The following is a 25,116-nucleotide window of genomic DNA, read 5'->3' on the forward strand; positions in this document are numbered from 1 at the left end:
CAGTCTAAAACTGAAAAAGGCCGGCAGCTTAAACAGCCACCAGCCATTGTCGCGCTTATCTGTTGAAAACAGTAAACACCCCGTAATTGGGATATTATTTGATTTCGACAGTTGCGCCAGCTTCTTCCAACTTCTTCTTGAGAGCCGCTGCGTCGTCTTTGCTGATACCTTCTTTGATAGTAGAAGGAGCGCCTTCAACCATGTCTTTAGCTTCTTTTAAGCCTAAGCCAGTGATTTCACGAACGGCTTTAATGACGTTAACTTTGTTAGCGCCGAAGCTGGTCATTACCACGTTGAATTCAGTTTGCTCTTCAACTGGAGCAGCAGCAGCAGCTGGGCCAGCAGCAACAGCAACAGCAGCAGCAGAAACGCCAAACTTCTCTTCAAAAGCAGCGATTAAGTCAACTAATTCCATTACTGTTAATTCAGCAACGGCATTTAAAATTTCTTCTTTGGACAAGGCCATGTTAATACACTCCAACAATGTGTGGGCATGGTCAGGACTGATATGTTACTTCACGCTTATGCAGCTCAATGAACATCACATAGGAGATCATGCGCATGACGCAAAATCACATCTATCCTACACGGTTAAATTCATTACGCCGCGATTAAGCAGCTTCTTTCTGTTCTTTCAATGCTGTCATCAAGCGGCCAAACTTGGATACTGGTGCTTGGATAACAGACAACAACATAGACAATGCTTGTTTGTGGTTTGGCAATGTTGCAATCTTATCGATGTCTTTTGCATCGTAAAACTTGCCATCAAAGGCCAATGCTTTAACAACCATTTTTTGATTGTCTTTCGCAAATTCTTTAAACAAACGAGCGGATGCACCCATGTCATTTTCAGACAGAGAGAGACCAATAATGCTTGGACCAACTAACGAGTCTTGTAAGCAAGCAAAGTTAGTACCTTCGACTGCACGACGTGCTAAGGTGTTACGAATAACACGCACATAAACGCCTTGCTCACGAGCTTTGGTACGTAACTTGGTTAACTGACCTACAGTTAAACCACGGTAATCGGCGACCACAGCAGAGAATGCACCAGAAGCAACTTTGTTGACTTCGGCAACTATCTCTTTTTTATCCTCTAACTTCAGAGTCACTGTAACCTCCTAAGAGTTTAAAAGCCTAGACACCTTGGTATCTAAGCTTTATGCCAAAAGCCGATAAGCCCCCCCCAAAGGGATGTCGCTTATCAACTATTCGCGGGGGCACAGAAACCTGAACCACACCGCGTCTACGCAGGCTGCTTTCGCAATTATGCACCGAAGTACACCTGAGGTCTTTGACGCTACATAAGCGTATCAAAGTCCTTGTAGGCTAAGAGCAACACGTACTCCTAGCACTGATTTTGTCATTAAGCTGTTGCCAAGCTAGCTTGGTCGATGGCTAAGCCAGGACCCATGGTGCTAGACAAGGTAACTTTCTTAACGTATGCACCTTTAGAGGTAGCTGGTTTTGCTTTTTTCAAGTCAGCAATTAAAGACTCAACGTTTTCTTTGATTGCTTGAGCAGAGAAACCGACTTGCCCCACGGTTGTATGGATAATACCGCCTTTGTCAACACGGTAACGTACTTGACCGCCTTTGGCATTTTTAACTGCAGTAGAAACATCAGCAGTCACTGTACCGACTTTAGGGTTTGGCATTAAACCACGTGGACCTAAAATTGTACCTAATTTACCCACCACACGCATGGCGTCAGGCGTCGCAATCACTACGTCAAAATCTAAGTTACCTGCTTGAATGCTGGCTACTAAATCATCAAAACCAACGATATCTGCGCCAGCAGCTTTAGCTGCCTCAGCGTTAGCACCTTGAGCAAATACCGCAACACGTACAGTTTTGCCTGTACCGTGTGGTAATACAGAAGCACCACGAACGACTTGGTCGGACTTACGTGGATCTACACCCAAGTTGACAGCGATATCAATAGATTCTTTGAATTTTGCAGGTGGCAACGCATTCAATAAACCAACCGCTTCTTCAATTGCATAGCTTTTGCCAGGTTGCAATTGTGCTTTAATAGCTTTTTGACGCTTAGTTAATTTAGCCATGAATTAACCCTCCACTTCTAAACCGATAGAACGCGCAGAACCTGCTAATGTACGCACAGCAGCGTCCATATCAGCAGCAGTTAAGTCAGCTTTCTTAAGGGTTGCAATTTCTTCTAATTGAGCACGCGTCACTTTACCCACTTTTTGTGTGTTAGGACGTGCAGAACCCGACTTAATACCAGCCGCTTTCTTCAATAAGAAGGTCGCTGGTGGGGTTTTCATGGTGAAAGTAAAGCTCTTGTCAGAGTAAACCGTAATCACAACAGGTGTAGGTTGACCTACTTCCATTTTTTGCGTAGCGGCATTGAACTCTTTACAGAAAGCCATGATGTTCACACCACGTTGACCCAATGCTGGACCAATCGGTGGCGATGGATTTGCTTTACCAGCTGGAATTTGCAGCTTGACGTAAGCGTCAATCTTCTTAGCCATAATAGACTCCTTGGGTGATAGCGCCGCGAGGCTCCCCTAGTGAATAAAAAACAGCGGATACTGTTTGGTTAATTAACTTTTTCGACTTGATTAAACTCAAGATCAACCGGTGTAGCACGACCAAAAATCATGACAGCTACACGCAAACGGCTTTTCTCGTAGTGTACTTCTTCAACGACACCGTTAAAGTCAGCGAATGGGCCATCTGCCACACGCACAACTTCACCTGGTTCAAATAAGGTTTTTGGACGCGGCGCGTCGGTACTCTGACGTAAACGACTCAAGATAGCATCGGCTTCTTTATCGGTAATTGGTGCTGGCTTATCCGCCTTACCACCAATAAAGCCCATGACTTTGGGACAATCTTTTACCAAATGCCACGAATCATCATTCATTTCCATGTGTACCAGCACATAACCTGGAAAGAATTTACGCTCACTTTTACGCTTGACGCCGTTTTTGATTTCGACCACTTCTTCGGTAGGAACTAATACATCCCCAAAGAAATGCTCCATTTGCGCACGTTTAATACGCTCTTGCAAAGAACGCATGACTTGTTTTTCAAAGCCTGAATAGGCATGAACGATATACCAACGCTTACTCATAAATGCCCCTTCTTAGCCGATAACCGCAGAAATCATCCAACCAAACAGGGAATCGACTCCCCATAAGACTAAGGACATCACCAATACAACAACAAAGACAATCAATGTGGTTTGCATGGTTTCATCTTTAGTCGGCCAGACAACACGACGAGCTTCGACTTGTGCTTCTTTTAAGAGTTTTAAGAAGGCTTGACCTTGAATGGTCGTTAGGGTGATACCTAAGGCCACGAGCGCCATAATCACTAAGGCTACAATGCGAACCCAAGCAGATAATTGCGGTAACAACTCTGGTGCGTAACGATTACCCACGGTTGCCGCAATAAGAATAGCAATAGCCAACACCCATTTAACGGCATTAAGACTACTGTTTGGTGCGGTTTCAGCTTGTGTGGTCATAAACCGTCAGCTTTTTAGACAAGAAAGTGGCAGGCCAGGAGGGACTCGAACCCCCAACACCCGGTTTTGGAGACCGGTGCTCTACCAATTGAACTACTGGCCTAAACTGTTTGACAATAAAGCCCAGCCTAGACTGGGCTTTACATCAACGATATCAATTACTTGATAATTTTAGCGACGACGCCAGCGCCGACGGTACGACCGCCTTCACGGATAGCGAAGCGTAAACCTTCGTCCATCGCAATCGGGTGAATCAATTCAACCGTCATCTGAATGTTGTCACCTGGCATAACCATCTCTACACCTTCTGGTAACGTGATAGAGCCAGTCACATCCGTTGTACGGAAGTAAAACTGCGGACGGTAGCCTTTGAAGAATGGCGTATGACGACCACCTTCATCTTTGCTCAACACATACACTTCTGCCAAGAATTGGGTGTGTGGCTTAATCGTACCAGGCTTCGCCAATACTTGACCACGTTGGATATCTTCACGCTTGATACCACGTAATAAAATACCGCAGTTCTCGCCAGCACGACCTTCGTCTAATAACTTACGGAACATTTCAACGCCAGTACAGGTCGATTTTGCGGTATCTTTGATACCCACAATCTCAACTTCTTCACCAACCTTGATGATACCGCGTTCTACACGACCAGTCACAACTGTACCACGACCAGAAATCGAGAATACGTCTTCGATTGGCAACAAGAATGGACGGTCAATCGCACGAACTGGCTCAGGGATGTAAGAGTCTAAGGTATCAACTAATTTTAATACCGAGTCCACACCAAATGGACCTGTTTCGCCATTTAATGCTTGTAAGGCAGAACCACGGATGATTGGCGTGTCGTCACCTGGGAAATCGTACTTGCTTAACAAGTCACGTACTTCCATCTCAACCAATTCTAATAATTCTTCGTCGTCAACCATATCGCACTTGTTCAAGAACACAACGATGAATGGTACGCCTACTTGACGAGACAATAAGATGTGTTCGCGTGTTTGTGGCATCGGGCCGTCAGCAGCCGAACACACTAAAATCGCGCCGTCCATCTGAGCAGCACCCGTGATCATATTTTTAACATAGTCAGCGTGGCCTGGACAGTCTACGTGTGCGTAGTGACGGTTGGTAGAGTCATACTCAACGTGCGCAGTGTTAATGGTAATACCACGTGCCTTCTCTTCTGGTGCAGAGTCAATTTGGTCGTAACCTTTGGCTTCACCACCGTGTACCTTTGCACAAATCGTCGCAATCGCAGCCGTTAATGTCGTTTTACCGTGGTCAACGTGACCAATCGTGCCCACGTTTACGTGCGGCTTATTACGTTCAAACTTAGCCTTAGCCATTTTTTGTCTCCCTCGTGGGTGATTTAGCCAATTTTATTAACACTAAAAGCAGATCAAGCCATGCTCATCTGCTTAAAATAAATTCTGGAGCTCATAACCGGACTTGAACCGGTGACCTCTTCCTTACCAAGGAAGTGCTCTACCGACTGAGCTATATGAGCTTAAGTAACCGTACCTATTGGAGCGGGTGGCGGGAATCGAACCCGCACTATCAGCTTGGAAGGCTGAAGTTCTACCACTAAACTACACCCGCGCTTGTATTATTAAAGTGGTGGAGAGGGAAGGATTCGAACCTTCGAAGTCTAAGACGGCAGATTTACAGTCTGATGGGTTTGACCGCTCCCCAACCTCTCCAACGCGGTGTCGCACTTAGCTGAGCTTACTGGTCAGGGTTAAGCTCTTACTTTCGCGGTTAAGAATGGTGCCGGCAGTGGGACTCGAACTCACGACCTACTGATTACAAGTCAGTTGCTCTACCAACTGAGCTATACCGGCTTCGCTAAAAGTGGCGTGCATTTTAGCAATTTTTTTTATGAGCGCAAGTACCTATTCTTAAATAAAACACTTATTTGCGCTCGAATGTTTCTTTTTTAAGCGTCAGCGCCCTTTTTTTAAGCAAAAGCAACATAAGCGGGCAAGAAGTGCTGTTTATTTGAGCACAGACACATCACCCACACGCATACGATGCGATGATTACAGTTGTAATTGCGCCGCCGCCAGTTCGGCCGCTTTGAATAAAGCACGCAGTTTATTCAGCGTTTCTTGCCATTCTGATTCAGGAACGGAGTCGGCCACGACCCCCGCCCCCGCTTGGGCATGCATCATCCCGTCTTTGATAACCGCCGTACGAATCGCAATTGCGGTATCCATTTCACCATTCCAGCCTAAATAGCCCACCGCCCCGCCATAAATGCCTCGTTTGACTGGCTCTAGCTCATCGATGATTTCCATTGCCCGTACTTTGGGCGCACCCGATAAGGTCCCTGCGGGCAAAGCTGCCTTTAATACATCTATCGCACTGACATTCGCTTTAAGCACACCTTCAACGTTAGAAACAATGTGCATCACATGTGAATAACGTTCAATGACCATACGCTCTGTGACTTGAACCTTACCAATTTCGCTGACACGTCCCGCGTCGTTGCGTCCCAAATCAATCAACATCAAATGCTCGGCGATTTCTTTGGGGTCAGCCAATAGCTCCCGTGCTAAGGCATCGTCTTGGTCTGGTGTCTTACCCCGAGGACGAGTACCTGCTATCGGCCTTACGGTCACTTTACCCTCTTGCACACGGGCTAAAATTTCAGGACTAGACCCGACAATATGACTATGGCCACAATCGACAAAATACATATAAGGTGAAGGATTCAAGTGCCGTAAGGCGCGATATAGCGTTAATGGAGGATGATTAAATGCTAAAGTCATACGTTGTGAGGGTACAACTTGCATCACATCACCCGCCAAAATGTATTCTTTAATACGCTCTACACCTGCCTTAAATGCGTCTTGGCCAAAACTTGAGATAAAATCCTGTTCGGCAATCGCTTGCGGTGCCGTCGTTGTCGCCAGTTGATATTGCGTTGTTTGTAATTGTTTGACGATAGCTTGTAAACGCGCTTGGCCTTGTTGGTAGGCATTTTCTTGTTGCGGGTCAACATGCACAATAATAAAGACACTTTCTTTAAGGTTATCAAAGACAACCACTTCTTCAGATAACATCAACTGAATATCTGGCACATTGAGTGGGTCGGGTTTAACAACTGCTGCGAGCTTCTTTTCAAACAAGCGCACCGTATCGTAAGCAAAATAGCCCACTAAGCCACCCGTAAAACGCGGCAAGCCCTCAATTTCGGGCACACGAAACTGTTCCTGATACGCTTGAATGAATGCTAAAGGGTCTGCGACCGTTTGTTCACTCACTAACTGCTGATGTTGATAGATTTGTACCTGATGGTCACGTACTTCTAAACGTGTAGACGCAGGCAAACCAATCATCGAGTAACGCCCCCAGCGCTCGCCGCCGTGTACAGATTCAAATAAATAGCTGAAGGGCTGATTCGCCAGTTTACAATACACAGAAAGGGGGGTTTCTAGGTCAGCTAATAACTTGATGGCTAAGGGAATACGATTGTAGCCTTGGGCGGCAAAAGCAGAAAATTGTTCAAACGACAACATGGCGATATACTCAATTTAGTCAGCGATAAGTAATAACAAGCAAGATTCAATATAACTATCGCCAACGCAGCGCCATTATTGTCATCCTAAAAAATACGATAAATGAGTTGATAACCTTAAATTAACTCTTAGCAGGGGTCAACAGTTAAAGGTGTTTTTATTGCCCTACCGCAGCAGGGCAACGTGGGTTTAGATTAACGCCATCAGTGAGTCAACAATCCATTCGGGTTTAGAGGCTTCTATCGGCTCGCCATGATTATAGCCATAACTGACGGCTACGCAGGGAATATGCGCAGCTAAGGCAGCTTCTACATCATTACGCGAATCGCCCAAGACCAAGGTTTCTTTGGCGGAAATATCAAAGTAGCGTAAACAGTGCAAAAAGGGTTCAGGATGTGGCTTTTTATGGGGCAAGGTGTCACCACCTACCAATAACTGGAAGGGTTCTAAGATGTTCAAGGCAGCTAACAAATCTTTTGCAGGTGCATAAGGTTTGTTGGTGACACAAGCCAGTTTAATATGCGCTTGTTGGCACGCAGCAATAAATTCCGCTACGCCGTCATATAACTGACTGGTTTGGCAAACGGCTGCCTGATAATGGCGCATAAATACGGCCAGTAACTCATCGTGTAAGTCTTTACGATAATGTTTAGACTCCAATACACAAGAGACTAAACGTGAAGCACCCCGCCCCACCCAACGACGTACATCGTATTCGCTCACCGTGTCTAAACCCAACTCCGATAAGGCATGATTAAGGGCATATTGAATGTCACCTGCTGAATCAACTAAGGTGCCATCTAAATCACAAATCACTAACTTAGGCGTAAAACCTATTTTTTTAAATTGCATATAGGATTCCTTGTTTATTATTTTAAGGCAGCGCCTTAAAAGCTAACTGCCTATCTCAACTTATTGGGTCACCAATGCAAGTTCTTGACGCATTGCATCAATGGCTTGTTGATAACTGTCTGCACCAAAAATTGCGGAGCCTGCAACAAACGTATCCGCGCCTGCTTGCGCAATTTGGCGAATATTTTTACTGGTGACTCCCCCATCTACTTCTAAACGAATGGCAAAACCGCTACTGTCTATGATGTCGCGGGCTTGGGCAATTTTGTCTAGGGTTTTGGCAATAAACTGTTGGCCACCAAAACCCGGATTCACGCTCATCAACAACACCATATCTACTTTATCTAGTACATAATCTAAATAATGCAATGGAGTTGCAGGATTAAATACTAACCCTGACTTACACCCGCCACTACGTATCAATTGTAAAGAACGGTCAATATGGTCGGAGGCTTCAGGGTGAAAGGTAATATAACTCGCGCCTGCTTCAATAAAGTCGCCAATAATACGGTCAACAGGACTGACCATTAAATGTACATCTATCGGTGCGGTCACGCCATATTTGCGTAAGGCTTTACATACCATTGGCCCAACCGTCAAATTGGGGACATAATGATTGTCCATCACATCAAAATGCACAATATCAGCCCCTGCGGCTAAAACGGCATCTACTTCCGCACCTAGACGGGCAAAATCAGCAGATAAAATAGACGGCGCAATCAAAAAGTCAGACATCATATTTCTCACAATCAGGTGAATGATGGCGTATATTGTACGCGAACTCGCTCGCTAGGCCTAATCCTCTGTTTAGCAAGAGGCAACAGGACGGCGGGAGAAATACTGACTGACTTGTTCTATAAATGCCGACCATACCTCATTGGGCTGCCAAATATTCGCCATCGGATAACGGGCACGTGCTTCATCATAATGCAATATGTGTTTTTGGTATAAATATAAAAAACAAGAAGCCCGCATGTTTTTGGCACAATGTAGCCATACCTTAGGCCGACGATATGCGGTTAATAACTCTGCAAATAGTATAAAGTCTTGCAGTTTTGGTGCATTCCATAAGACAGGAATATGGACATAGGTCATACCTAATTGAGATACCATTTCGTCCTCATTTAATAGCGAGGGTTCGCTATTCACTAAAGCCAAATTAATGACGACTTGATATCCACAGGCGGCTATGTGCTGCAACTGTGCTTCATTCGGTTGGCCTGAGCAGGCTAATAAATCATGTATTTGATAATAATTAGCGGGATAGATACCGTCATTCATCGTTTATTCTCTTATCAGATGCGATTCGTGTACTCTACACTTAGCGCATACATATTATTTTTCGGACTTAACGGACACGCCACGCATGACCCTACGCTTCAAATTGATGCTCGCGCTACTGCTCACGAATCTGCTGTCCATTGCTGTTGTCGGCGGCATTGCCTATTACAAACTGGCAGCAAAGTTCAGTGAAAGTCTGATGCAAGAGGCCTTCACACGCTTTGAACAAGATGTGATTGCGTATGTGCAAACCTATGGCTCTTGGGTGCGTGCCACAGAGTCTGAACCCTTTAGCTTGTTTATTGAACGTTATGCCGCTTTTTTGGGGAAAACGCCACAACATAATATGGGCTTAGGTGCAAGCCTACAACAAGCACCCAACAACACACACAGTGTGTATGGCAGCCATCTTCCCCCGTTTCGTTTTGTGTTATCTGACCCCTATCATCTTGCTTTATTAGCTGTACCTCCCTATGACGTAGGCGACCAACTTAGCCATGAAGATATTCAACGCGCCCGCCCCATTTATATTAACGGCCAACTGTTTGGTTATGCGGTTCCTAAAGGGGTATTAACGCTATCGCAACAAGATAAAACCTACCTTAATGCGATGCGTGAAGCCTTGATGGTCGGTGTCGTCACGGCCTTGTTCTTAGCCTTAGTCTTAGGGGTGATATTTGGCAATCGCGTCAGTTTGCCGTTACGCCAATTGGCGCACGCCTTACGTGCCATGGGTGAAGGTAAATTACGGCAATACATCAATACGCGCCGCCAAGATGAGCTGGGCTTATTAGCGCAAAACTTCAACCGCATGAGTGAAGACTTAGCCACCAGCCATGAGGCGCTACAGGCTTCACACGCTAAAATTCAAGCACAAGCCAAACAACTCAAAGAGTTGAGTATTCGTGATGGGTTAACTCAACTTTATAATCGTCGCCATTTTGATGAGTACGCTAGCCGTTTACATGCAGAAGCCCTACGTTATCAACACCCTTTTACCGTTATGATGGGCGATATCGATTTTTTTAAGCGGATTAACGATAACTTTTCACATGCCACAGGTGACCTCGTCTTAAAACAGGTGGCTCAATTATTACAAACGCACACCCGCAACAGTGACTTGGTGGCACGTTATGGCGGTGAAGAATTTGTGATTGCGTTTAGCCAAACCTCACTCGCGCAGGCTGTGGGTTTGTGTGAGCGCTTACGCGCTCAAATTGAAGCCTATCCGTGGCATACTATTCATCCAGACCTCAAAGTCACGATGAGCATGGGGCTTAATGACCGCTTAGAAGACAACTTAGAAAACATGTTAAAGCTGGCCGACCAGTATTTATATGAGGCCAAACATCAAGGGCGTAATCAGGTACGTTATGCAACTGTCAATTTTTAGCAAGTAGACAACACACAGCAACCAGAAAAAACGACTAAATCTTTGCTGAACGAATTGCGGAATCTAAATCCGCTAAGCGTTCGGGGGTCCCCACATCGACCCATGCGCCGCCGTGATACTCTGCCGTCACCTGTCCTTGTGCAATCGCTTGCCGTAATAAGGGGGCTAAGGGCGCTTTACCTGCCGTCAACTGTGCAAATAACTGGGGTGATAAGACACTCACCCCTGCAAAGGTATAACGTTCATCCCCTTCGACTTGCACATGCGATGGTGATTGCTGCCGTGAAAATACAAAATCACCGTGGGGATGCTGTGGCGGATTCGGCACTAACACTAAATGCGCTAAATTCGACTGTAGGTCATGTGCGACTAAACGGGCAAAATCATAACGCAACCAGACATCGCCATTCACTAATACGAAGGGGTTGTCCCCTAAGTAGCTTAAAGCACGTTGGATGCCACCTGCGGTCTCTAATGGCTCGTCTTCGTCTGACCATTGAATCCTGACACCCAAAGCCTCTCCGTTACCCAAGGCGTCATGCAACTTATGTCCTAACCATGCCGTATTAATCACAATCTCATAGATACCTGCGGCTTTTAATGCCTCAATATGCCAGACGATTAAGGGCTTTCCGCCCACTTCAAGGAGTGGTTTTGGGGTATGTAGGGTTAAAGGCCGCATACGATTGCCTAAGCCTGCGGCTAAAATCATGGCTTTCATGTCAGATGCTCATGCAAAAATGGCTGGGCTTGGGCATGTTTAGCCACATAAACAGGTAGAATACGTTGACATAACCACCGATAAACGTCTTGCAGTTCGGCATAAGCCTTGATTTCATTTAATAAATACTTAAAGACTAAGGGAATATCTTGTAAATAGCCGTGTTTACCATCGCGCAAACTCAGACGGGCAAAAATGCCCACGACTTTTAAGTGACGCTGTGCGCCCATCCAATCAAACCACGCTAAAAACTCCGCCTGTGACACCTGAGCAATCGCGCCTTGTTGCTGTAACATTTGACGGAAGTCTTCTACCCAACGCTCCACATCAGCAGCAGGCCATTCGACATACGCATCACGCAATAACGACACCAAATCGTAAGTAATCGACCCCGTCACGGCATCTTGAAAATCAATCACGCCTAATGTCCGTTCATCTAATACCATTAAATTACGCGAATGGTAATCTCGGTGTACAAAGACGGTCGGCTGTTGCACCACTTGTTCAGCAATCTGCACACAGGTTTGGTCAAGCAATGCGATTTCTTCTGGACTGAGTGTCAGTCCGAGGTATTGCGCCACAAACCAATCCTTAAACAAGGCCATTTCACTGAGCAATTTTGTTTGGTCATAAGGCGGTAAGGCATAATCAATAGGTGCAGGACACGATTGGATACGCAGCAATTCACGCATGGCTAATTGATATAACGCATCGACGCGCTCAGCGCTTAAACAAGGCCGTAACAAGGTATCGCCTAAATCGCTAAGTAGCATAAAACCTTGGTCAAAATCGACCGCTATCACCTGTGGGACAGGCACACCGTGCGCATATAAAGCACGGGCAATGGCAACAAAAGGTCGTGAATTTTCTTTGGCAGGCGGCGCATCAACCGCAATATAGCTGCCTGCATTGTGTTGAAGACGAAAATAGCGCCTAAAGCTGGCATCCCCCGAAACCACGTCTAAAGCGGCTGGTTGATACACGGTATTTGTTTTAACATAGGCACATGCCCATTCATACAATGCTTGACGGCGGCTATCTTGGCTGTAGTAATGTTCCATTACAAAAACTCATGGCTGAAAATGGTCGAAGTTTTGTTATTATCGCTGAGCTTTGTCTACAACCCAAGTTGCCTCCATGCCAGAACTGCGTTTATTTCCATTTTTTTTCTTAATTTCGAGTATTGCCTGTGCTGGCGAGACGGTAAATTATCAGCGTTTAGGTTGGCTGACTCAAGCGGAGATTGGCAAACTACCGCTCGAGCAACAACCTGTTTATCCCAAAGTATGTCAGGGTGCATGGATAACTCCCATTGCCAGTACTGTCAAAGCTCCTACGCCTGATAGCACACCTGTAGAAGCCTTAGCGGCATGGGTTTATTATAACCCCGAAGGGGAATCTAAATTAAATGGCAATGTCCGTATTAGCCAACAAGGCCGTTTAATTGAGGCAGATAATGCCGAACTCTCTCAAGGTCAAAATACGGGTAAATTCAAAGGCAATATTTTATTAGCCGAACCCGGTGTGGTGATGACAGGCGAGCAAGCGGATATCGACTTACAAAGCGATATTGCCCGTTTAGAGCGTGCCGAATTTGTGGCTACTTTTTTGAATGCCCATGGCCGTGCCGACCAAATCCAACGCGATAGTCAGGGTATTGTCACGATTGCCGCAGGCGAGTATTCGACCTGTGAACCCAACGACCGTGTGTGGTACTTTTCGGCACATGACTTAAGCCTCAATCCGACGACAGGTCGAGGAACGGTGAAACGTGCAACCTTGCACGTACAAGACATTCCCGTGATTTATGTACCTTATTTTAACTTCCCGATTGATGGTCGTCGTATGTCGGGACTGTTAGTCCCACGTTTTGGGACAACCAATGATGGTGGCTTTGATTTTGCACAACCGATTTATTGGAATATTGCTCCTAATTATGATGCGACTTTTACGCCCCGTATTTTATCGCGTCGGGGGTTGATGGCCGAAAGCGAGTTTCGTTATTTAACGGCGACATGGGGCGAAGGTGAAGTAAATGGCGCTTTTTTGCCTAGCGATAAACTGTACGAAGATTTAGACCGTAAACGCGCGACATGGCGACACCGTTACCGTCCTGCCAATTGGCAATTGAGTAGTAATGTGAATTATGTGTCTGACGGCGCTTATTTCACCGACTTAGGCACAGACCTTGTACAAAGTAACACCACACATCAAGAGCGTAGTGCAGACTTTAGTTATTGGGGTAAATACTGGACAGGTTTAGTTCGTGTACAAGGTTATCAAACCATCGACCCCTTACTGCAAGATATAGACAAACCCTATGCGCGCTTACCGCAATTATTAGTAACCGCACAATTACCAAACTCTAGCCCCATACAAACCCATCTTTTGAGCGAGTTGACGCACTTTCAGCGCTCCATTACCGATAACAGTGGTGCCGAAGTGAACGGTTTACGTTGGCGAATTGAACCAGAGCTGAGTTATGACCTGCATAAACCGTGGGGTTTTGTTACGCCTAAATTGGGTTTTAAGCAGTTGGCTTACCGTTTAGATGGCGATATGCATAATACCAGCCACATTAACGCCACACACTTTAGCATAGATACAGGTTTAGTCTTTGAACGTCCCGCTAAGAGCTTTACCCAAACCCTAGAACCGCGTTTATTTTATGTATTTTCGCCCTATCACGAACAAAACGACCTACCGAATTTTGACACTGCATCGACAACCTTTAGCTTTGCGCAATTATTTAGGGCAAGCCGTTTTTCGGGCGGCGACCGTGTTGATGATGCCAACCAAATTTCTTTAGGTTTAACATCACGGCGTATTGATAACGAAGATGGCAGTGAACGCTTACGTATTTCTTTAGGTGAAGTATTTTATTTTCGTGACCGCAAAGTGCAATTGAACAGTAGCGACCCTATCGCCACCGCCTCAACCTCTGGTTTAGCAGGTGAAATCAATGCCCAGTTTAATGCCAGTTGGTCAGGCTCTGCCGATGCTTTGTGGACAGCAGATGGGAACACCTCGCAATTTGGCTTACAATTGCATTATTTACCCAATACCTACGAACGATTATTTAATCTGGGGTATAGTTTTAGGCGCGAAGTTCAAGCGCTAAACCAAAAAGCACTGCGTCAAACCAGCCTGTCATTTATTCAGCCCTTAAGTTTACATTGGCAAATGTTAGGTCTGTGGCAATATGACTTACTCAACAAAGAAACGCCCGATTCCTTATTGGGTGTGACTTATGACGCCTGTTGCTGGCAGGTCTCGTTTTATCGCAGACAGTTTTTGGCAGACGTTGACAACACTAGCGCTGCCGAACGTAAACGCAGTGCGTTTTTTATTGAGTTAAAGCTCAAAGGACTCGCAGGCTTATCGAGTGGTGTCAACGACCTACTCGCTAATCGTGTGTTTGGCTACCAACTCATCAAACCAGACACCAAAAATAATTCTCGTTTTTAACTCTTGAGATGATTATGCGTCATATTTTGTCCGCGTTGTTATTGAGTATGCTAAGCCTATCCGTCTGTGCAGCGCCACAAGCCTTAAATCGTATTGCTGCTATCGTTGACGAAGATGTTGTCCTCGAAAGTGAAGTCGAACAACGTACAGCGGATATTCAATATCAATACCGCAATCGTCAACAAACCATGCCTCCTGTAGAGATTTTACGCAAACAAGTGGTTGAGCAACTGATTGTCCAACGCATACAGCTCAGCCAAGCGGAACGTGCTGGAGTTCGTGTTGATGATAACAGTCTCAATGCCTCTCTCACCGATATTGCCAATCAAAATGGCTTATCGTTAGCCGACTTTAGAGCCAAGCTAGAGAGTGAACAAGCGGGTGCCTATCAACAGGTGCGCGAACAAATCCGTGAAGAAATGATGATTAGTCGCTTACGTAATAAACGAGTGGGCGACCGTATTCGGATTAGTGAACAAGATATTAGTAATTTTTTAGCCTCGCCACAAAGTGCCATCGCCCTAGAGTCTGAATTTAGATTAGCGCACCTCACTATTAATGTGCCAAGTGAAGCCAGCCCCCAACAATGGGAAGCTGCAAAAATTAAAAGTGAGCAGGCCTTAGCCGAACTGCAACAAGGCAAACCCTTTTTTACAGTGGTCACCGAATACTCGAATGCCGAAGACGCCTTACAAGGCGGTGATTTAGGGTGGCGCAAAGTTGCACAGCTTCCCAACTTATTTGCCGAGGCCGCCGACAAACTTAACAAAGGTCAATTTTCTGCTATTTTACAAAGTCCTGCGGGTTATCACATCGTTACTGTGATTGACAAACGTGGCGCACAACAGATGCTGATTAAGCAACGTCATGTGCGCCATATTCTGATTAAACCCTCAGAAATTATGAGTCTTGAAGATGCCAAACAAAAAGCCGACGAACTCCATGAGCGCTTACTAAAAGGCGCAGACTTTGCCGAATTAGCCCAAACTTACTCCGAAGATACAGGCTCGGCACGTAATGGTGGCGATTTGAATTGGGTATCTGCGGGTGATATGGTGCCAGCCTTTGAAGATATGATGAATAAAACGGCTATCAATGGCATCAGCCCTGTATTTGAAAGTCAATTTGGTTGGCATATTTTACAAGTGTTAGCCGAACGCGACCAAGACATGACCGAACAATACCGTCGTAGCCTCGCTCGCCAAGCCTTATACGCCCGTCAATTTGATGAAGAACGCGTGAATTGGTTGCGTGAATTACGTGCCGAAGCCTTTGTCGAAATTAAAGATGGCAGCGAGGCAAAACAATGAAGCCGCTACTTGTGACCTCTGGCGAACCCGCAGGCATTGGGGTAGACCTCTGTATTCAACTCGCACACTTAGACCTGAATCTGCCTTTTGTTGTCATGGCCGACCCGACACTGCTTCTACAACGTGCGCATAAGCTAGGGTTAGAGCTTGATATTCACTATTATCAGCCCGAAAACGCCTACCCTACGCTGTCAAAAGGCCAATTAGCGGTATGGCCTATTGCCCTACGTGATAAAGTGGTGACGGGACAACTCAATCCTAACAATAGCGAATACGTGCTCGAAATGCTCGAGACCGCCACTTATGCCTGTCTTGATGGCCTCGCGGCAGGTATGGTCACTGCACCCGTACAAAAGTCCGTCATTAACGATGCGGGCTTTACGTTTAGTGGTCATACGGAGTTTTTACAAGGACTGTGCAAGGTCCCTAACGTGGTGATGATGCTGGCTTGTCCCGATTTACGGGTCGCATTGGCGACTACACATCTCCCCTTACGCGCTGTCGCCGAACAAATCACTCCTGAACTGCTCACCGAGGTGATTGACATTCTACATCGTGATTTACAACAAAAATTCGCACTGCCTGCACCACGTATTTTAGTGACAGGCTTAAACCCGCATGCAGGGGAAAATGGCTATCTTGGCCGTGAAGAAATCGACATCATCAATCCGACCTTGTCGCAATTACGTGCCAAAGGTATCGATGTATCAGAAGCCTTACCCGCAGATACTTTATTTACTGCTGACAATCTCGCCCATTGTGATGCGGTGCTGGCCATGTATCACGACCAAGGCTTACCCGTCTTAAAAGCCAAAGGTTTTGGCGAAGCGGTGAATATTACCCTTGGTTTACCCATTATTCGTACCTCGGTTGATCACGGCACCGCCTTAGCCTTAGCAGGGACAGGTCAGGCTAAGGTAGGTAGCTTGTTGGCTGCCTTACAAATGGCTGCAACGATGGCCTATGGCACATCATAAATGCATACCTGCTTGCGCCAGTGACGAATCAGATTCCCGTCTTGCCAACGGTTTGACGTGCACTAAACAAGCTATTCGTTATGATGATATGACTCATACGATGCGTAATTATTGAATAAATCTCTGCACAGCAAGGCTGGGTATCTTATACTACCCCTCCCCCTTGATTTGCTGATGATATTGTTGATTTGCTATGACTGACTCTTTACAAGGCCACAAAGCACGCAAGCGTTTTGGGCAAAACTTTTTACATGATGACAATATTATTCAACAAATTGTCGCCGCATTTGCGCCCGAACAAGGTCAACTTGCGGTAGAAATTGGGCCTGGCTTAGGTGCATTAACCCAATACTTACTCCCTGCCCTACAACATCTACATGTCGTTGAATTAGACCGCGATTTGGCAGCACGTTTACCACAAACCTTAGCTGGTTTAGGCCAATTGACTATTCATCAAGTAGACGCCTTAGCATTCAACTTTTCCCAGCTCGCCAATCAAACACCTCAATTACGTGTCATTGGCAACTTACCATACAACATTTCTACACCTCTGATTTTTCATCTACTCAGCCATAGTCAATCTATTCAAGATATGGTGTTTATGCTGCAAAAAGAAGTGGTTGACCGACTGGGCGCCGAACCCGACACTGCGGACTATGGTCGTTTAAGCGTCATGGTGCAGTATCGTTGCCAAGTAGATTGGTTATTAGCCGTACCACCCGAAGCCTTTAATCCTGCCCCTAAAGTACAATCTGCGGTCGTAAAGCTCACACCTTGGCAAAAATCGCCCTATAATTGTGTCAATGAATCTTTATTACAGCAGGTCGTTAGCACGGCGTTTAATCAACGTCGAAAAACTTTACGCAATTGCTTAAAAGGCTTGGCGAGTGACGCAGACTTTGAAGCGGTCAGCATTAATCCCAACCTACGCGCAGAAGTGCTCAGCGTACAACAGTTTGTACAACTTACTAATCAATTGGATAGCCATGTCTCAACATAACATTCATATCGACGTAAAAAGCGAATATTTGGCTGAACAATCCAGCCCGCAAGATAACCGTTATGTGTTTGCCTACCATATTCATATTAAAAATGAAGGTGAACAAGACGCGCGCCTCTTAACAAGGCACTGGATTATCACAGATGGGGAAGCGCGCACCGAAGAAGTGCGTGGCGATGGTGTCATTGGTGAGCAACCGTTAATTGCGGCAGGAAAAAGTTATAAATATACCAGCGGTGCAGTACTCAAAACGCCCGTTGGCAGCATGCAAGGTTTTTATGGCATGGTTGACCAACATGGCTTGCACTTTAATGCCCGTATTCCCGTCTTTCGTCTCGCTGTCCCACGCATGTTACATTAACAACACCGACTTGTACGGTGGACTATGGCTTAATCATAAATTAGTTAGTATTCACAAAAAATTGAGGAGACATAATGGCGGATTATGCGATAGGCGATGTACAGGGCTGTGCTGAGGCGCTGAACGAATTACTAGACATCATCGCATTTAATCCGCAACACGACTGTTTATGGTTTGCGGGTGACTTAGTCGCACGCGGGCCAGATTCATTGGCTGTATTGCGCCAAGTCAAGGCCTTAGGTTGTAGTGCACGTGTGGTATTGGGTAATCACGACCTGCATTTATTGGCCTGTTTTTATGGTTATAGCCCTGTTAAAAAGAAAGACCGTACTGCCGATATCCTCAGCGCACCCGATGCCCAAGAGCTAATCGATTGGCTGCGTCAACAACCCCTCTTATTAGATATTCCCCATCAAAATGCGGTGATGACACATGCGGGCATTCCCCCTTGTTGGAGTCTCAACCAAGCTCGAACCCTCGCTGCCGAAGTGTCTGCCATCTTAAAAAGTGACCAAATTCAACAGTTTTTAGGCGGCATGTACGGCAACTCTCCTGCACTCTGGCACGAGCAACTACGTGGCGCAAAACGTTGGCGTGTTATTACCAATTATTTGACCCGTATGCGTTTGTGTAACTTAGCGGGCGAACTCGAATTTAGCCACAAAGAAGGCTTAGAAGACCTGCCAGAAGGTTATTATCCTTGGTTTAATATCCCCAATCCGAGCATCAAAAATACCCGTATTTTGTTTGGCCACTGGGCAGCACTCGAAGGTAATGGTCCACAAGCGCCCATCATTGCGTTGGATGGCGGCTGTGTATGGGGCGGGCAATTATTAGCCTATCGTTTAGATGACGGCCAACTGTTTAGCGCAACAACGGCCTGTATTCAATGTGGCTTAGAACTCGCTCCTAAACCGAGTAATCTACTGATTTAATCTACTGTATGGTGCTCCCCCATCACAATACCCCCACTATAGCTCGAATGCTGTTTAGTTAAGAAAAATGGGCACTTAAAAACAGCCCTTCGACTACGCTCAGGGCGCATTTTTGCGTTGACTGAGCGGAATCGAGGTGGTTGAGCGGAGTCGAAACCAAATCAGCAAAAATTGCTTAACTAACTGGCATTACACTCTAGCTCGCATCTTCCTAACACATTTGTAAAAACACAAACTATTATCTCTAAACTGGCACAAGACATGCAGAGCAAAACCTAGATGCCTATTTTATCAGGCTTATGTGCAGATACGTACAGACCACGTATAGCTAAGGTGTTGCTCATACAATTTCTTTACTATCGTAGATTGAAGCAAGATAACAAGATTTAAGTAATTGTTATTAAACAAAGTCGTGTCTCAGACTTGTGTAATCTACAAGGTCATAAACGCTTGTTATAGATAGTCACAGCCAGCCGTCACGGTTCATCACTCTCCACCATGACAAGGCAATACACAGCATTGACTATCGATAAAATCGCTGATATCCCGCGTGTTCTGGCTAAGGTTGTCTAGGTTTTGGCCGTGTCATACAAAAAACGCTCAAAACTTTTACAACATTTTACGATTTTCTGTCTAAGCTAAAAATAAGACGTCTTAGGAATTGCGGAACTGAGTTTTTGCCTGTTCAGCACTCAACCCTCAGTACCTAAACTTGGATTTATAGGGCTACACATCAAGAGGTTCGCCATGAGTTTGTTCCAACACTATCAATCGCGTTTCGACTATAGCCGTCCCGAAGAATATACCTTAGAGCAGTATTTGACTCTGTGCAAAAATGACCCCACCGCCTATGCGACGGCTGCCGAACGTTTATTGATGGCCATTGGCGAGCCAGAGGTGATTGATACCAGTCGAGATGCTCGACTATCGCGGATTTTTTCTAACAAAGTAATTCGTCGCTACCCTGCCTTTAGTGAATTTTATGGTATGGAAGATGCGGTGGAAAAAATCGTGTCTTATTTTCGCCATGCGGCACAAGGTTTAGAAGAAAAGAAACAAGTGTTATATTTGCTTGGCCCTGTGGGCGGTGGCAAAAGCTCGTTAGCAGAACGCTTAAAATCTTTAATGGAAAAGACCCCGTTTTACGCCATTAAAGGTTCACCCATCAACGAATCCCCGCTTGGTTTATTTAATGTCGAAGAAGACGGTGATATTTTAGAACAAGACTACGGCATTCCTAAACGCTATTTGCGCGGCATTATGTCGCCATGGGCAGTGAAACGCTTACAAGAGTTTGGCGGCGATATTAGCAAATTTAAGGTCGTCAAAATTTATCCAAGCATCTTGCATCAACTCGCTATTTCCAAAACCGAACCTGGTGACGAGAATAACCAAGACATTTCTGCCCTTGTCGGCAAAGTCGATATTCGTAAGCTAGAGGACTTTCCACAAAACGATGCTGATGCCTATTCGTTTTCGGGTGGCTTGTGTAAAGCGAATCGGGGCCTAATGGAATTTGTGGAGATGTTCAAAGCGCCTATTAAGGTCTTACATCCGCTACTCACCGCCACCCAAGAAGGGAATTATAATGGTACCGAAGCCATCGGTCCTATTCCCTTTGATGGCGTAATTTTAGCGCACTCTAACGAGTCAGAGTGGCAAAACTTTAGAAACAACAAACACAACGAAGCCTTTATTGACCGTATTTTTATTGTCAAAGTCCCTTATTGTTTACGGGTCAGTGAAGAAATACAAATTTATCAAAAATTGGTCGATGGTTCATCATTAAAAACCGCGTCTTGCGCGCCTGATACGCTCCGCATGTTAGCGCAATTTACGGTGTTATCGCGTCTCAAAGACCCTGACAATTCCAGTATTTACTCAAAAATGCGGATTTATGATGGTGAAAACCTCAAAGATACCGACCCACGCGCCAAATCGCATCAAGAATACAAAGATGCCGCAGGCGTAGACGAAGGCATGACAGGCTTATCTACACGTTTTGCGTTCAAAATTTTGTCCAAAGTCTTTAATTATGACCATGCCGAAGTGGCGGCCAATCCAGTCCACCTACTGCATGTATTAGAGACTCAAATTGAGCAAGAACAATACGCGAATGATACGCAAGCGCGTTATTTACGTTTTATTAAGGAGTTTTTAGCCCCTCGTTATGTGGAGTTTATTGGCAAAGAAATCCAAACAGCTTATTTGGAGTCTTACTCCGAATACGGCCAAAATATTTTTGACCGTTATGTGCAATATGCGGATTTCTGGATTCAAGACCAAGAATTCCGTGACCCAGATACGGGTGAGATTTTTAACCGTCAAGCCCTCAATGAAGAGCTGGAAAAAATCGAAAAGCCTGCGGGCATTTCTAATCCCAAAGATTTTCGTAATGAGGTGGTTAATTTTGTATTGCGCGCACGTGCTAACTATAACGGCAAAAATCCCACATGGTTATCTTACGAAAAACTACGGGCTGTGATTGAGAAAAAAATGTTCTCCAACACCGAAGACTTATTACCTGTGATTTCGTTTAATCCCAAAGCCAACAAAAACGACCAACAAAAACACCAAGATTTTGTTCGTCGTATGGTCGAACGCGGTTATACCGAAAAACAAGTACGTTTGTTATGTGAGTGGTATTTACGCTTCAGAAAAGCGCAATAATTCTCTCCCCTAATTTAGGGGGAGGGTTAGGGTGGGGTTCTACCTCTACCCCCTCCCAGCCTCCCCCTAAATTAAGGGGAGGAGCAGTTAATGCTGGAGAACACATGAGCTATATCATCGACCGTCGTCTGAATGGCCGTCATAAAAGCATGGTCAATCGCCAACGTTTTTTAGACCGTTATAAAGCGCAAATTCGTGAGTCCGTTGCCGATGCAGCCAGCAAACGCAGTATTACCGATATGGAACGCGGTGAATCTGTCTCTTTACCCACTAAAGACATTTCTGAGCCTGTTTTTCATCATGGCTCTGGCGGCGCACGCGACATTGTCCATACAGGTAATCAAGAATTTGTCGCTGGCGATAAAGTGCCACGGCCACAAGGCGGTAGTGGCGGCAAAGGCAGTGGCAAAGCCAGTAATCAAGGCAATGGCGAAGATGAGTTTAACTTTACCCTCACCCAAGAAGAGTTTTTGAATTTTTTATTTGAAGACCTTGCCCTACCCAATTTAGTCAAACGCCGTCTGGCAGGTTTAGAAACATGGGAGTGGCAAAATGCAGGCATTGTCACCGAAGGCAACCCCGCCAAAATCAATATTGTACGCAGTTTACGGGCGGCGACCTCGCGTCGTATTGCCTTGGGGACAGGCAAAAAACGCAGTATTCGTGTCAAAGAAGAAGAGCTGAATCGTCTCTTAGCCGAAGAGACATCACCCGAACGCGTGGCACGTATTGCCGAACTACGGGCTGAAATAGCAAAACTCAAGTTACGTTTAGAAAAAATCCCTTTTATTGACACATTTGACCTACGTTACAACCATCATATTAAAGTAGCCAAACCTACGGCTCAAGCGGTGATGTTTTGTGTCATGGATGTCTCTGGCTCGATGAGCCAAGTGACTAAAGACATGGCCAAACGTTTCTTTTTGCTGTTATATCTGTTTCTTAAACGTAATTACGACAAAATAGAAGTCGTATTTATTCGTCATCACACCAGTGCCAAAGAGGTCGATGAACAAGAGTTTTTTTACTCACGAGAAACAGGAGGCACGATTGTGTCTAGTGCCCTCAAACTGATGAATGACATTATTCAAACGCGCTATCCGCCCGAAGAATGGAACATTTATGGCGCACAAGCCTCCGATGGCGACAACTGGAGTGATGATTCACCTTTGTGCCAGCAAATTCTAATAGAACAGATTATTCCTGCCGTACAGTATTTTTCTTATATCGAAATTACGCCTCGCCAGCATCAAGCCTTGTGGCTGGCCTATGAAGAAGTACAGGCGGCTTACCCCGAACAATTTGCCCTACAACAAATTATCGAAGCGAGCGATATCTATCCCGTTTTTAGAGAGTTATTTGCGAGGAAACCTGCATGACCCATTATATTTCTACAGGTTCTGAATGGTCGTTTCCACTGATTTCAGCCTATGACGCGGCAATTAGCGACATTGCGCAAGGCGAGTTTGGCTTAGACACCTATCCTAATCAAATTGAAATTATTTCAGCCGAACAGATGATGGACGCTTATGCCTCTGTAGGAATGCCGATTGGTTATCACCATTGGTCATTTGGCAAACATTTTGTCAGTACCGAAAACGCTTATCAGCGTGGCCAAATGGGACTGGCCTATGAAATTGTGATTAACTCTAATCCCTGTATTGCTTATTTGATGGAAGAAAACACCATCACCATGCAAGCCTTAGTCATAGCTCATGCATGTTACGGTCATAATTCCTTTTTTAAGGGTAACTATTTATTCAAAACGTGGACTGACGCTAGTAGTATTATTGACTATCTGGTATTTGCACGAAACTATATTCGTAAATGTGAAGAACGTTATGGCGTAGCCGAGGTAGAAGCCTTGCTCGACTCTTGCCATGCCCTCATGAACTATGGTGTTGACCGCTACAAACGTCCCTATCCTATTTCTGCCGAAGAAGAGCGTCTGCGTCAAGAAGAGCGAGAAGCGGCGCTACAAGCACAAATTAATGACTTATGGCGTACCTTACCTATTAGTCACAAAAAAGAAAAAGCCGATGATAGTTATCGTTTTCCCTCAGAACCCCAAGAAAATATTTTATATTTTTTTGAAAAAAATGCGCCTTTGTTAGAGCCGTGGCAACGTGAAATTCTCAGAATAGTCCGTAAAATCGCGCAATATTTTTACCCTCAACGGCAAACCCAAGTCATGAACGAAGGTTGGGCAACTTTTTGGCACTATACCCTGCTCAATCGCTTATATGACAAAGGCTTAGTCACCGATGGCTTTATGTTGGAGTTTTTACAATCGCACACCGCCGTTGTCTATCAACCTACCTTTGACAAACCGTATTATCGGGGCATCAACCCTTATGCACTTGGTTTTGCCATGTTTCAGGATATTAAACGTATTTGCCAACAACCTACCGATGAAGACAAATATTGGTTTCCTGAATTAGTCGGTAAAGACTGGCTAGAAACCATCAAGTTTGCTATGCAAAATTTTAAGGACGAAAGTTTTATTCAACAATTTCTAAGCCCCAAAATCATGCGGGAATTTAGAATGTTTAGTGTGCTTGATGATGACAAAAAAGATAACTTATTGATTGATGCCATTCACGATGACACGGGTTTTCGTAAACTACGGCAATCCTTATCCAACCAATATAATTTGAGCATGAATGAGCCCAATATACAGGTCTGGAGTGTCAACTTACGCGGCGACCGCTCCATTACCTTACGTCATATCCGTCAACGTGGCCGACCACTGGCGGATAGCTCTTCCGCTGTGCTCAAACACCTCTACGCCTTATGGAAGTTTGATGTTCATTTAGAGTGTTGGGATGAGCAAAAACGTGTACAAACCATTTCTTGTACTAAAGAAGGTATTAAGACTTACAGTCATTGAGCGGATTGTCCCTCCTGTGTTGAGAAGAGCGATGCGATTATTTTCATGCTAAATGCATGCAATCGGTCTTTTTTTGTCTATTTTTTCATCTTTTTCGCTATTATTATATGAATAATAGCTGCCTAATCGGTATAGTCGACATACAATAGCCTTGCTTTTACCGCGAGCTGTGCGCCGTTCAGGAAAAACTGGTACAACAATCAGACTCAATGTAAGCTATAAAGCAATTTTAAGTT

23 protein-coding genes and 5 tRNA genes are annotated in these 25,116 nt (G+C 45.2%); 10 read left to right on the plus strand and 18 right to left on the minus strand.

The genetic code is table 11. From position 1 onward, the window contains the following. Window positions 1-94: 94 nt before the first annotated feature. From rplL to C8N29_RS05945, 16 genes are all read right to left on the minus strand, one after another. Window positions 95-466 (minus strand): 50S ribosomal protein L7/L12, encoded by a 372-nt coding sequence (gene rplL, locus C8N29_RS05870; protein ID WP_107865116.1) that lies wholly within the window; start codon window positions 464-466, stop codon window positions 95-97. A 145-nt stretch (window positions 467-611) separates the two neighbouring features. Next, window positions 612-1,112, minus strand: a complete 501-nt coding sequence (rplJ, locus tag C8N29_RS05875) for a 50S ribosomal protein L10 (RefSeq protein WP_107865117.1) — start codon at window positions 1,110-1,112, stop codon at window positions 612-614. Window positions 1,113-1,366: 254 nt separating this feature from the next. Continuing rightward, window positions 1,367-2,065, minus strand: a complete 699-nt coding sequence (gene rplA / locus C8N29_RS05880; RefSeq protein ID WP_107865118.1) for a 50S ribosomal protein L1 — start codon at window positions 2,063-2,065, stop codon at window positions 1,367-1,369. 3 nt (window positions 2,066-2,068) lie between these two features. Then, window positions 2,069-2,497 (minus strand): 50S ribosomal protein L11, encoded by a 429-nt coding sequence (rplK, locus tag C8N29_RS05885; protein ID WP_107865119.1) that lies wholly within the window; start codon window positions 2,495-2,497, stop codon window positions 2,069-2,071. A 68-nt stretch (window positions 2,498-2,565) separates the two neighbouring features. Beyond that, the gene (gene nusG, locus C8N29_RS05890) at window positions 2,566-3,102 is read right to left on the minus strand and encodes a transcription termination/antitermination protein NusG (protein ID WP_107865120.1); all 537 of its coding nucleotides are present in this window, start codon (window positions 3,100-3,102) and stop codon (window positions 2,566-2,568) included. 12 nt (window positions 3,103-3,114) lie between these two features. Then, on the minus strand, window positions 3,115-3,498 hold the full coding sequence (gene secE / locus C8N29_RS05895; protein ID WP_107865121.1) for a preprotein translocase subunit SecE: 384 nt from the start codon (window positions 3,496-3,498) through the stop codon (window positions 3,115-3,117). Between the two features lie 27 nt (window positions 3,499-3,525). Further along, window positions 3,526-3,601: transfer RNA gene (locus C8N29_RS05900), tRNA-Trp, on the minus strand. Window positions 3,602-3,656: 55 nt separating this feature from the next. After that, window positions 3,657-4,847 (minus strand): elongation factor Tu, encoded by a 1,191-nt coding sequence (tuf, locus tag C8N29_RS05905; RefSeq protein WP_107865110.1) that lies wholly within the window; start codon window positions 4,845-4,847, stop codon window positions 3,657-3,659. 85 nt (window positions 4,848-4,932) lie between these two features. Beyond that, a tRNA-Thr gene (locus C8N29_RS05910) sits at window positions 4,933-5,008 on the minus strand. An 18-nt stretch (window positions 5,009-5,026) separates the two neighbouring features. Beyond that, window positions 5,027-5,100: transfer RNA gene (locus C8N29_RS05915), tRNA-Gly, on the minus strand. 16 nt (window positions 5,101-5,116) lie between these two features. Further along, a tRNA-Tyr gene (locus tag C8N29_RS05920) sits at window positions 5,117-5,201 on the minus strand. Window positions 5,202-5,266: 65 nt separating this feature from the next. Then, a tRNA-Thr gene (locus C8N29_RS05925) sits at window positions 5,267-5,342 on the minus strand. Between the two features lie 198 nt (window positions 5,343-5,540). After that, window positions 5,541-7,022 carry an anthranilate synthase component I gene (gene trpE / locus C8N29_RS05930; RefSeq protein WP_239986967.1) on the minus strand — a complete coding sequence of 494 codons (1,482 nt, stop codon included), beginning with the start codon at window positions 7,020-7,022 and terminating at the stop codon, window positions 5,541-5,543. A gap of 189 nt (window positions 7,023-7,211) precedes the next feature. After that, entirely contained in the window at window positions 7,212-7,874 is a 663-nt protein-coding gene (locus C8N29_RS05935) for a phosphoglycolate phosphatase (RefSeq protein WP_107865122.1), read from the minus strand. Between the two features lie 60 nt (window positions 7,875-7,934). Beyond that, window positions 7,935-8,612, minus strand: coding sequence for a ribulose-phosphate 3-epimerase (gene rpe / locus C8N29_RS05940; protein ID WP_239986968.1), 678 nt, complete (start codon window positions 8,610-8,612; stop codon window positions 7,935-7,937). Between the two features lie 69 nt (window positions 8,613-8,681). Further along, complete coding sequence (locus C8N29_RS05945; protein ID WP_107865124.1) at window positions 8,682-9,155, minus strand: protein tyrosine phosphatase family protein; 474 nt, start codon at window positions 9,153-9,155, stop codon at window positions 8,682-8,684. Window positions 9,156-9,240: 85 nt separating this feature from the next. Here C8N29_RS05945 and C8N29_RS05950 point away from each other — a divergent pair, with 85 nt between their 5' ends. Then, window positions 9,241-10,548: a GGDEF domain-containing protein gene (locus C8N29_RS05950; RefSeq protein WP_107865125.1), complete on the plus strand. Its 1,308-nt coding sequence runs from the start codon at window positions 9,241-9,243 to the stop codon at window positions 10,546-10,548. Window positions 10,549-10,582: 34 nt separating this feature from the next. Here C8N29_RS05950 and murU read toward each other — a convergent pair whose 3' ends face one another. Then, on the minus strand, window positions 10,583-11,269 hold the full coding sequence (gene murU, locus C8N29_RS05955; RefSeq protein ID WP_107865126.1) for an N-acetylmuramate alpha-1-phosphate uridylyltransferase MurU: 687 nt from the start codon (window positions 11,267-11,269) through the stop codon (window positions 10,583-10,585). Further along, window positions 11,266-12,330, minus strand: coding sequence for an aminoglycoside phosphotransferase family protein (locus C8N29_RS05960; RefSeq protein WP_107865127.1), 1,065 nt, complete (start codon window positions 12,328-12,330; stop codon window positions 11,266-11,268). The genes murU and C8N29_RS05960 overlap by 4 nt, the downstream gene beginning before the upstream one ends. A 76-nt stretch (window positions 12,331-12,406) precedes the next feature. Here C8N29_RS05960 and C8N29_RS05965 point away from each other — a divergent pair, with 76 nt between their 5' ends. From C8N29_RS05965 to C8N29_RS06005, 9 genes are all read left to right on the plus strand, one after another. Continuing rightward, window positions 12,407-14,737 carry an LPS-assembly protein LptD gene (locus C8N29_RS05965; RefSeq protein WP_107865128.1) on the plus strand — a complete coding sequence of 777 codons (2,331 nt, stop codon included), beginning with the start codon at window positions 12,407-12,409 and terminating at the stop codon, window positions 14,735-14,737. A 14-nt stretch (window positions 14,738-14,751) separates the two neighbouring features. After that, window positions 14,752-16,047, plus strand: coding sequence for a peptidylprolyl isomerase (locus C8N29_RS05970; RefSeq protein WP_170106903.1), 1,296 nt, complete (start codon window positions 14,752-14,754; stop codon window positions 16,045-16,047). Continuing rightward, window positions 16,044-17,024, plus strand: coding sequence for a 4-hydroxythreonine-4-phosphate dehydrogenase PdxA (gene pdxA, locus C8N29_RS05975; RefSeq protein WP_107865130.1), 981 nt, complete (start codon window positions 16,044-16,046; stop codon window positions 17,022-17,024). Before C8N29_RS05970 ends, pdxA begins: the two co-directional genes overlap by 4 nt. 193 nt (window positions 17,025-17,217) lie before the next feature. Then, entirely contained in the window at window positions 17,218-18,024 is an 807-nt protein-coding gene (rsmA, locus tag C8N29_RS05980; RefSeq protein WP_107865131.1) for a 16S rRNA (adenine(1518)-N(6)/adenine(1519)-N(6))-dimethyltransferase RsmA, read from the plus strand. Beyond that, window positions 18,011-18,385, plus strand: coding sequence for a Co2+/Mg2+ efflux protein ApaG (gene apaG, locus C8N29_RS05985; RefSeq protein ID WP_107865132.1), 375 nt, complete (start codon window positions 18,011-18,013; stop codon window positions 18,383-18,385). The genes rsmA and apaG overlap by 14 nt, the downstream gene beginning before the upstream one ends. A gap of 74 nt (window positions 18,386-18,459) precedes the next feature. Next, window positions 18,460-19,320, plus strand: coding sequence for a symmetrical bis(5'-nucleosyl)-tetraphosphatase (locus C8N29_RS05990; protein WP_107865133.1), 861 nt, complete (start codon window positions 18,460-18,462; stop codon window positions 19,318-19,320). A gap of 747 nt (window positions 19,321-20,067) precedes the next feature. Then, entirely contained in the window at window positions 20,068-21,990 is a 1,923-nt protein-coding gene (locus tag C8N29_RS05995; RefSeq protein ID WP_107865134.1) for a PrkA family serine protein kinase, read from the plus strand. 104 nt (window positions 21,991-22,094) lie between these two features. Next, window positions 22,095-23,369, plus strand: a complete 1,275-nt coding sequence (locus tag C8N29_RS06000) for a YeaH/YhbH family protein (RefSeq protein WP_107865135.1) — start codon at window positions 22,095-22,097, stop codon at window positions 23,367-23,369. Continuing rightward, window positions 23,366-24,880, plus strand: coding sequence for a SpoVR family protein (locus C8N29_RS06005; protein WP_107865136.1), 1,515 nt, complete (start codon window positions 23,366-23,368; stop codon window positions 24,878-24,880). Before C8N29_RS06000 ends, C8N29_RS06005 begins: the two co-directional genes overlap by 4 nt. The last annotated feature ends 236 nt before the right edge of the window (window positions 24,881-25,116 follow it).

The organism is Agitococcus lubricus (genome assembly GCF_003051055.1).
Taxonomy (GTDB): Bacteria; Pseudomonadota; Gammaproteobacteria; order Pseudomonadales; family Moraxellaceae; genus Agitococcus; species Agitococcus lubricus.